Source organism: Pseudomonas azerbaijanoccidentalis (assembly GCF_019145495.1).
Taxonomy (GTDB): Bacteria; Pseudomonadota; Gammaproteobacteria; order Pseudomonadales; family Pseudomonadaceae; genus Aquipseudomonas; species Aquipseudomonas azerbaijanoccidentalis.
In genome coordinates this window covers 147182-155845 of the sequence record NZ_JAHSTU010000013.1, presented here as the reverse complement: position 1 = coordinate 155845, position 8664 = coordinate 147182, and the positions used below count along the sequence as shown (strand labels likewise).

Annotated in this window: 6 protein-coding genes; 3 read left to right on the top strand and 3 right to left on the bottom strand. The window is 59.3% G+C overall.

Going from position 1 to position 8664, the window contains the following annotated elements; all coding sequences use genetic code 11:
- The first annotated feature begins 98 nt into the window (after positions 1-98).
- From KVG88_RS29930 to KVG88_RS29920, 3 genes are read left to right on the top strand one after another with little or no spacing between them, the layout of a single operon-like run.
- The gene (locus KVG88_RS29930) at positions 99-758 is read left to right on the top strand and encodes a paraquat-inducible protein A (protein ID WP_150704728.1); all 660 of its coding nucleotides are present in this window, start codon (positions 99-101) and stop codon (positions 756-758) included.
- Positions 745-1368, top strand: a complete 624-nt coding sequence (locus tag KVG88_RS29925) for a paraquat-inducible protein A (protein WP_150704729.1) — start codon at positions 745-747, stop codon at positions 1366-1368. The genes KVG88_RS29930 and KVG88_RS29925 overlap by 14 nt, the downstream gene beginning before the upstream one ends.
- Positions 1361-3664: a PqiB family protein gene (locus KVG88_RS29920; RefSeq protein WP_217873498.1), complete on the top strand. Its 2304-nt coding sequence runs from the start codon at positions 1361-1363 to the stop codon at positions 3662-3664. Before KVG88_RS29925 ends, KVG88_RS29920 begins: the two co-directional genes overlap by 8 nt.
- A gap of 70 nt (positions 3665-3734) precedes the next feature.
- Here the strand turns inward: KVG88_RS29920 and mksF are convergent, their stop codons facing one another.
- From mksF to mksB, 3 genes are read right to left on the bottom strand one after another with little or no spacing between them, the layout of a single operon-like run.
- The gene (mksF, locus tag KVG88_RS29915; protein WP_217873497.1) at positions 3735-6575 is read right to left on the bottom strand and encodes an Mks condensin complex protein MksF; all 2841 of its coding nucleotides are present in this window, start codon (positions 6573-6575) and stop codon (positions 3735-3737) included.
- Entirely contained in the window at positions 6572-7273 is a 702-nt protein-coding gene (gene mksE / locus KVG88_RS29910) for an Mks condensin complex protein MksE (RefSeq protein WP_150704732.1), read from the bottom strand. Before mksE ends, mksF begins: the two co-directional genes overlap by 4 nt.
- The gene (mksB, locus tag KVG88_RS29905) at positions 7263-8543 is read right to left on the bottom strand and encodes an Mks condensin complex protein MksB (protein ID WP_217873496.1); all 1281 of its coding nucleotides are present in this window, start codon (positions 8541-8543) and stop codon (positions 7263-7265) included. Before mksB ends, mksE begins: the two co-directional genes overlap by 11 nt.
- Positions 8544-8664 lie beyond the last annotated feature (121 nt).

Genomic DNA, 8664 nt, shown 5'->3' with positions numbered 1-8664 from the left:
CGCGTAGAAAAGTGCGGTGAGCCTCAACACAAATTTGCACAGTTATTTTCCGCCCAGGCCACTAGAATAGGTCCACCTTTTTCAGAGTCAGAGTGCTTATGCCAGACCCGGTTGACGCCCAAGGGCTGTCAGAATTACCACTAGACAATCTGGTTGCGTGCCATGAGTGCGACTTGCTGATGCGCAAGCCCGAGCTCGCTCATGGCGAAAAAGCCCTGTGCCCGCGTTGTGGCTACGAGCTCTATGCCAATCGTTACAACGTCGTGCAGCGCAGTCTTGCTTTGGTCATCGCAGCCTTGCTGCTGTATGTCCCAGCGAACTTTTTACCCATCATGCAGCTCAATCTACTCGGGCAGTCGTCGCACGACACTGTCTGGAGCGGAGTTGTCGCTCTTTTTGACACCGGCATGCAAAGCGTTTCAGTGATCGTGTTCCTGTGCAGCATGGGAATTCCGCTGCTCAAATTGCTGTGCCAGCTCGCCGTACTGTTGAGTATCCGTTTTGATTTCGGGCGCAGTTACGGTTTGCTGCTCTACCGGATTTACCACCACTTACGCGATTGGGGGATGCTTGAGGTTTACCTCATGGGCGTGTTGGTGGCGATCGTTAAGCTGGCAGATATGGCAGCCATCACCGTAGGTCTCGGGTTGGCGTGCTTTATTGGTTTGTTGCTGATCCAGGTCTTGTTGGAGGTTGTCATGTCGCCTCACCAGATCTGGCAGGCGTTATCAGGAGAGGATGCCCATGCGGGCGATTGATGCAGGCATTCTGGTTTGTGCGGAATGCCATGAATTGAACAGGCAGGAAGCTGACACCGACGAGCAAGTCTGCACGCGCTGTGGGGCACAACTGCATGCTCGCCGCCCGAACAGTCTGGTGCGGACCTGGGCATTGTTGATTACCGCCGCCATTCTCTACATACCGGCCAATATGCTGCCGATCATGACCGTGAACTCCCTGGGCAAAGGTGCGCCCAGCACGATCATGGCGGGCGTTATCGAGCTTGTTCACTACGGAATGTTTCCCATTGCGGCCGTGGTGTTTATCGCCAGTATCCTGGTGCCCACATTCAAACTGGTGGGGATCGGCTTGCTGCTGTTTTCGGTGCAGCGCCGTCAACCACTGTCGGCCCGCCAGCGAATCTGGATGTACCGCTTTATTGAATTCATCGGTCGCTGGTCCATGCTCGATATCTTTGTGATTGCCATCCTGGTGGCGGTCGTGAATTTCGGGCGGCTTGCCAGCATTGAAGCCAATCCTGGTGCCGTCGCTTTTGCCAGTGTGGTGATTCTGACGATGCTTGCCGCAGTAACTTTCGATCCCCGACTGATTTGGGATAACACGGAGTCGGACGACGACCATGACTGATTTGCCTGTAGCGAAAACCCGACCGGCCTCGAACTGGTCTGCCATTTGGGTGTTGCCCTTGATCGCCTTGATCATTGGTGGCTGGCTTGGCTGGCGTGCCTACAACGAAACCGGCATCGAGATTCAGGTGCGTTTCGAAAGTGGTGAGGGCATCCAGGCCAACAAGACCGAAGTGGTCTACAAAGGCATGTCGGTGGGTAAGGTGAAAACCCTTAAGCTCGATGATGAAGGCACCTCCAAGGGCGTGATCGCCACCGTCGAGATGAACAAGGATGTCGAGCAATATCTGCGGACGAGCACGCGTTTCTGGTTGGTCAAACCGAGTGTGACCCTGGCCGGTATCACTGGCCTGGAAACACTGGTTTCGGGTAACTACGTTGCGGTCAGTCCAGGTGAGGGGGAGCCCACTCGGAAGTTCAAGGCGCTGGCTCAGGAGCCGCCGCTGTCCGATGCGCAGCCAGGCTTGCACCTGACGATCAAGGCCGATCGACTTGGCTCTTTGAACCGAGGCAGCCCGGTGTTCTACAAACAGATCAAAGTAGGCCAGATCAAAAGCTACGTGCTCTCCGAAGACCAGAGTACCGTTGAGCTCAAAGTATTCATCGAGCCGACTTACGCCAAACTGGTGCGCAAACACACGCGTTTCTGGAACGCCAGCGGCATCAGCATCGATGCCAATCTGTCGGGCGTAAAAGTGCGCAGTGAGTCCTTGGCCAGCATTGTTGCCGGGGGTATTGCGTTTGCCACACCGGAAAACCGCAAGGACAGTCCGCCGACTGATCCGAGCTTGCCGTTCCGGCTCTATGAAGATTTCGACGCAGCGGCGGCGGGTATCAAGATCAAGGTCAAGCTCAGCGATTTCGAAGGCTTGCAGGCCGGTCGTACGCCGGTGATGTACAAAGGCATTCAGGTCGGCACGCTCAAGGCGCTGAAGGTTGACGCGGATCTGTCGGGTGCCAGCGCCGAATTGACGTTGGACCCACTGGCCGAGGATTACCTGGTCGACGGTACCCAGTTCTGGGTGGTCAAACCGTCTATCTCGCTGGCAGGTATCACCGGTCTGGAGGCCTTGGTCAAAGGTAACTACATCGCCGTTCGCCCTGGTGACAAAGGTGCGGCGCCGCAACGTGAGTTCGTCGCCCGGCCCAAGGCACCACCGCTGGATCTGCGTTCACCAGGCCTGCACTTGGTATTGTTCACCGAGAACCTCGGCTCGCTGGAAGTCGGCAGCCCGGTGCTCTACAAGCAGGTGAAAGTCGGCTCGGTACAGAGCTACCAGTTCTCGCGCAAACGAAACCAGTTGGTGATCGGTGTTCACATCGAGAAGGAATACGAAAACCTGGTCAACGCCTCGACGCGGTTCTGGAATGCCAGCGGTATCACGCTCACGGGAGGGCTGACCGGCGGGATACAAGTAAAAAGTGAGTCGCTGCAAAGCCTGATGGCGGGCGGCATCGCTTTTGAAACTCCGGAGGCGAAGGCGCCATTGCAGAAGCGGATCCCGCGTTTCCGCCTGTTCGCCAGTCATGAAGAAGCCAACCAGAAAGGCGCGGTGATCACGATCAAGGTTGATCGCGCCGATGGCTTGCGCGCAGGAACTCCGGTGCGCTTCAAAGGGCTGGATGTCGGCAAAATCGAGAACGTTGACCTCAGTGACGATCTTCAGTCGGTACTGCTGACTGCTCGCATCACGGAGGTGCCAGAACGCATTGCGCGAGTGGGTAGTGAGTTCTGGGTGGTCAAGCCGGAGTTGGGGCTGATCAAGACGTCGAACCTTGAGACGTTGGTGACAGGGCAATACATCGAAGTGCAGCCAGCGGCGAAGAACCTCGGCCCGCAGAAAAACTTTGTTGCGCTGTCGACTCCTCCTGAAACCGCCAAGGCTGAAGCCGGGTTGAGCCTGGTACTGAGCGCCGCCCGCCGTGGGTCGCTGAAGGCCGGGGTGCCGGTGACGTATCGTGAAATCACGGTTGGCAAGGTAACTGGATATGAGCTGGGCCAGACAGCTGACCGCGTGTTGATCCGCATTCTGATCGAGCCTAAATACGCGCCGTTGGTGCGCAGTGGTACGCGTTTCTGGAACACCAGTGGTTTTGATTTTGATGTCGGTCTGTTCAAAGGTGCGACAGTGCGGACCGAGTCGCTGGAAACCATGATTCAGGGCGGTGTTGCGTTTGCCACACCGGATGGCGAGCGCATGGGCAGTGTCGCGCGACCGGAGCAGACGTTTCCGCTGTTCGACAAGTTTGAAGAGGAATGGCTGACCTGGGCGCCGAAGATTTCCCTCGGCAAGTAAGCTCAAGCAGAAATGAAAAAGGCCGCGATCCATTGGATCGCGGCCTTTTTTTTGCCTCAACTAAACAGAATCAAACCGCATCCAGCTCCGGTTCGTCCGCTTGCTCGTTGAGCGTGGCTTTCACCTGATCGTGACGACGGATGTACTTCCAGTCCGCCTCGTCGATGTAGATGCCGGCCGGGCCGCTGCCGCCTTCCAGGTCGATGGCGACACTGGCGCAGACTTGCGGCTTCACGCTCGCCAGGATCGGCACGAAGCCCAGTTGCAGGCTGGTTTCCAGCAGTGCGGCCTGGTTCTTCTCGTCGATGTCTGCCGCCTCGTCGAGGTAGTACGGCAAGCGCACACGCCCGGCCAGGTCACGGTCCATCAAGTGCAGCAACAAGTACATGTTGGTCAGCGCCTTGATGGTCATGGTGGTGCCGTTGGAGGCGGCGCCGTCGATGTCGGTGTGGATCACCGGCGATCCGTTGACCTTGGTGATCTCGAACGCCAGTTCGAACAAGTCCTTGAGACCGAGTTGGTTGTGGTTCGCCGCCACTAGACGCGCCAGGTATTCCTTGGCCTCTTCGTTCTTGTTGTCCTGCTCGGCGCTTTGGCTGAGGTCGAACACCGACAGGGTTTCGCCTTCTTCGTACTGGCCGGCGCTGTGGATAATCTGGTCGATGTGCTTGAGCGCTTCCTTGTTCGGCGCAAGCACGATGCGGAAGCTCTGCAGGTTGGAGACCTGACGCTTGTTGATCTCGCGGTTGAACAGCGCCAGTTGGTGCTCAAGGCTGTCGTAGTCGCTGCGGATGTTGCGCAGGGTCCGGGCGATGTCGGTCACGGCCGCACGACGGGCCTTGCCCAGCGTCAGCGCTTCATCGGTACGGTGCGCGTAGGCGTTGATCAGCAGTGATAGGCGGCGCTCCATGTCGTCTTCGCTGTCGAACTTGGCCACGCCTTTGAGGCGGACTTGAGCGTACAGCGCTTCGATCTGGCCATCGGCGCGCAACAAACCCTGCCAGCTGTCCTGATAGTCGTTGAGCAGCGGCAGCAGGTTGTCCATCGAGTCGTCGATCGGGTCCATGAACGGCGTACCGAACGGCAGGTCTGCCGGCAACAACTGGCGACGGCGCAGGGCATCGTCGAGGGTGCGTTGCTTGGCTTCCATGTCGCCGATCTGGCGGCCGACCAGTTGCAGCTTGGCCGACAGTTGCTGGACGCGCTCGGTGAAGGCGTCGCTGGAACGCTTCAATTCGTCTTGTGCGGCTTCCATTTGCGCCAGTTGTTCCAGCTTGTCGCCTTCCTCGGCACTCAGGGTTTGCGCGCGACGGAAATCTTCCAGGGCTTTTTGCGCGTCCAGCACTTGCTGGTACAGCGCTTCGGTCTGGGTCTTGCTCGCGGCGCGGTCGGCAGCCACGGCTTGCTGGGTTTTCAGTTGCTTGAGCTCTTTTTCCAGGCGCTCTTTCTGATCGCGCAAGGCCGCGCGGTCAGCCAGCGCTTGCAGGGCTGGCGGCTCGATGTGCGAGATGTCGATGGACAGACCCGGTACTTCGAACCGCTCGCCTTTGAAGCCGTCGAGGATCAGTTCTACGGACTTCACCCACTCGCCGTTCTCGTCGAGGGTGATGCCGTGCTCGCCCAATGGCAGGCTGAACAGCGCGCTGTTGAACAGACGCATCAGGCGCTCGACGTCTTGCTGCGAGAATTCCTCACGCAAGCGCGCATAGCTGTTGTTGTCGGCGTGATCGAGTTGCTGCTTGACCGACTTCAGGCGTTTTTCCAGATCGCGAAGACGCTCTTCGAGGTCTTCGGCGCTGAACTGTCGGGACTGTGCCAGCGCACCAGCCAATTCATCGTGAGCGTCCTTGGCGGCGAGCAATTGCTGCTCCAGCACTTTGACGTCATCGACCAAGGCAAAGCGATGCTTGAGTACCGCCAGTTCGCCGAGCCAGCGCTGGATGCCGGTGATTTCCCGTTCCAGGCGCATCAGTTCCTGGGTACCGCCGCGCTGATCGTTTTGCAGGGCGTCTTGTTCGTTGCGGTAATGCTCGGCCTGAATGGTCAGTTCTTCCTTGCGTGCACTGGCGTAGTCCGACCAGGTGCCGAGCAGGGAGTCGAGCAGCGGCGAGATTCGGTGCAGCTTGCCGCGCAGGATGTCGCGTTGCTTCACACCGTTGGCCAGCGCTTCGACCAGCGGGCCGGCGGCGACCAGGGAGTTGTAGTCCTGCTCCATGCGTCGCACATCGCGGAAGGCTTCTTCGCACGCGGCAATGTAATCGACGCTACCGGAACGCAGGCTGTGTTCGAAGGCATCGAGGAACAATTGCTTGAGCTTGGCCGCGGTGATTTCGCGCATGTGCAGCAGGTTGATGAACAGTGCGCGGAAGGTTTTCAGGCTTTGCTCGCTGGTGGAGCGCAGCGGGATCAGCGTCAGGTCCAGCGGGATCGACGTGTGACCGCCAACCAGTAAGCGGCGCAGTTCATCCGGCTTGAGTTCGTAAGCTTTCAGGCCTTCGCGCTCAAGGTTGGTGAACAGTTCTTTCTGGCGCAGGCAGGTGTCGTTTTTCTGGTAGTGGGCCAGGTCGAGCTTGCCGGCGTAGGCAAAGAACTGGTGACCGAAACCACCGCCCGGGCCGCGACCGACCACGCCGATCACGTGTGGGCCGTGGGGCAGCGAGACTTCGACGAGAATGTAGCTGGTGTCCGAGGCGAAGTAGAAACGCCGGGATTGCTCCAGGCTGTACTTGCCGAAACTCATGTCCGACATGCGTGCCAGGATCGGGAACTGCAAGGCGTTGATCGAGGCGGATTTACCCAGGTTGTTCGCACCGTAGACCGACAGCGGTTCTTCCAGCGGGAACAGGCCGAGGCTATAGCCGGCGGTGTTCAGAAGGGCAAAGCGGCGAATGCCGTAACGTTCCTTGCTCATGCGTCGAGCTCCTGTTCTTCGGCAATGGCACGGGCCAGCGCGTCTTCTTCGCTTTCACCGTCGAATTCACTCAAATCAAGTGGGTCGTCGGTCTGCAGCAGTTTTTCGTCGCTGTCTTCATCGATCAGCACCGGCACTGGCAGCGGCAATACACTGTGCAGGCTGGCCGCCAGATCGCGGTCCTGTTGAACGGAGAGGCAGACGTCGAGGAAGCGGTGCATCGGCGGCAGGAAACGGTAGACGCCATTTTCTTCGCTGGCGAAACCGAGTTGGGTCATGCGGCGCATGATCTTTTCTTCGAGTTCGTCCTGGGTCTGCACTTCGGCTTGAATGAACAGGTCTCGGTACTTTTCCAGCAGCGACGGCAGTTCATCGCGGCCGAGGCTGCCACCGTCGAGCACGGAGATCGGGTCGCGGCCCTGATCGGCCAGGTGTTCTACGAGGATGAAGGTGAACAACGCCAGACGCTGGGCAGTCTTGTTCACTGCGGCTGCGGCGAGGTCCGGCACGAAGTAGTAGAAACCACGGGTGTCGCACACCAGTTCAAAGCCCAAGGCCTTGAACAGCGTGCGGTACTGGTCCTGGAAGTTAGACAACTGTGCGTACAGCTCCGGATCGCGGCGGCTGACGTGGTAACCCTTGAACAGCTCGCGAAAGATCGGCGCCAGATGGGACAGTTCGGATAGATCAAGATGCATAAGGAGTGCTCGCAGAATCCTCGGCGGCAGTGTCACCGGCCGAGAGCAGGGCGAAGGAGCGCAGGCTGACCTGGTGCTCATGTGTGAAGTAGTCGCGACGTTCCAGTCGCTCGCGCTTGAAGCGCTTTTCCCGGGACAGGCGCGAGAACCAGTACAGCAATTCGTCAGTGGCGCCGTCTGGTTCCTGCTCCAGCAGCCAGGTCATCAGGTCCGGCATCGGCAGCGCGTCTTCGCAGCGGTCGAGCATCTCCCGGACCGTGCGTGGCGCACGCGGCGCCTCGCCACCCTTGTGGGTCTTGTGCGCCTTGGGGAAGCGGGCCGGTTTCGGTTCGAAACGCGCCAGAGCGTACACGTAGGCTTCGACCTGACTGGCGCTGCCGAGGAACGTGCTTTGCGGGCGAGTGAACATCGGCATGGCGGCTTGCGGTACGGCATCGATGCCTTTGCGGCGGATCATCGACAGGGCCAGCGCGGCGCCACGGGTTACGGCGTTGTGTCGGCGCGCTTCTTCGCGCAGCGGCAGCAGCAATTCCCGGGCGTGACGCAGGGTCAGCTGGGCGCTCGTCTGCATTTCGAGGATGCGTGCGTGGGTGCGCAGCAGCATGTCGTCGTCGACCAGGTGGCCAAGACGCTGCTGTTCGCTGAGCATCTTCAGCAGCACGGTTTCGACCTTGCGCACCCCTTGTTCGAAGGCGCCGTCTGCGTTCACCAGATCAATCATCGGCTCGACGTACTCGTCCCAGGTCGCCAGTACTTCAGCGTAACGCTGACGCAGCGGTATCTGCCGGTCGCTGGTTTTCGCCCGTTCGGCGACGGCCACCAGTGCCTGTTCGTCGTTATCGAGTTTTTTCAGTACGTCACGCACGCGCATGTCAAGCAGGCGCAACTGACGCGCCAGATCATTGCCGTCGCGGATGTCAAACGCGTCCTGGATGTAACCGGCCAGACGTTCGAGGTGGCGCAGGTAGGCTTCGATCTCCAGGCACAGGCCAAGACGGTGTTCACGGCGCAGGTAGGCGAGGAAGTCGTGAATCTGGGCGTTGAGCTCGAACCGGTTCGGGCTTTTCGCCACGGGAACCAGAATGTCGAGGCGAATCCACACGTCCAGCAGGTTGGTGATGTCCTGCGGCGTACTGTCGAGTTGCTGGGCGGCCAGTTGCGTGCGCAGTTCGTTGAGGCTCAGTGTGCCTTGGTCGAAGTGCTCGCACAGTGGCTCCAGAAGTGCCCAGTGTTCAGCGAGGGCGCGCAAGACGCGCTTGGGTTCGATCATCGGAATGGCCGGCTGGTTGGCGATTAAAAGCCGCGATTGTACTGCATTGAGGACAATGCGATTCACTCTCGGGACGGACTGTTGGCTTCTTTTCGGTAAAGTGCATCGATCAACAGCGGGC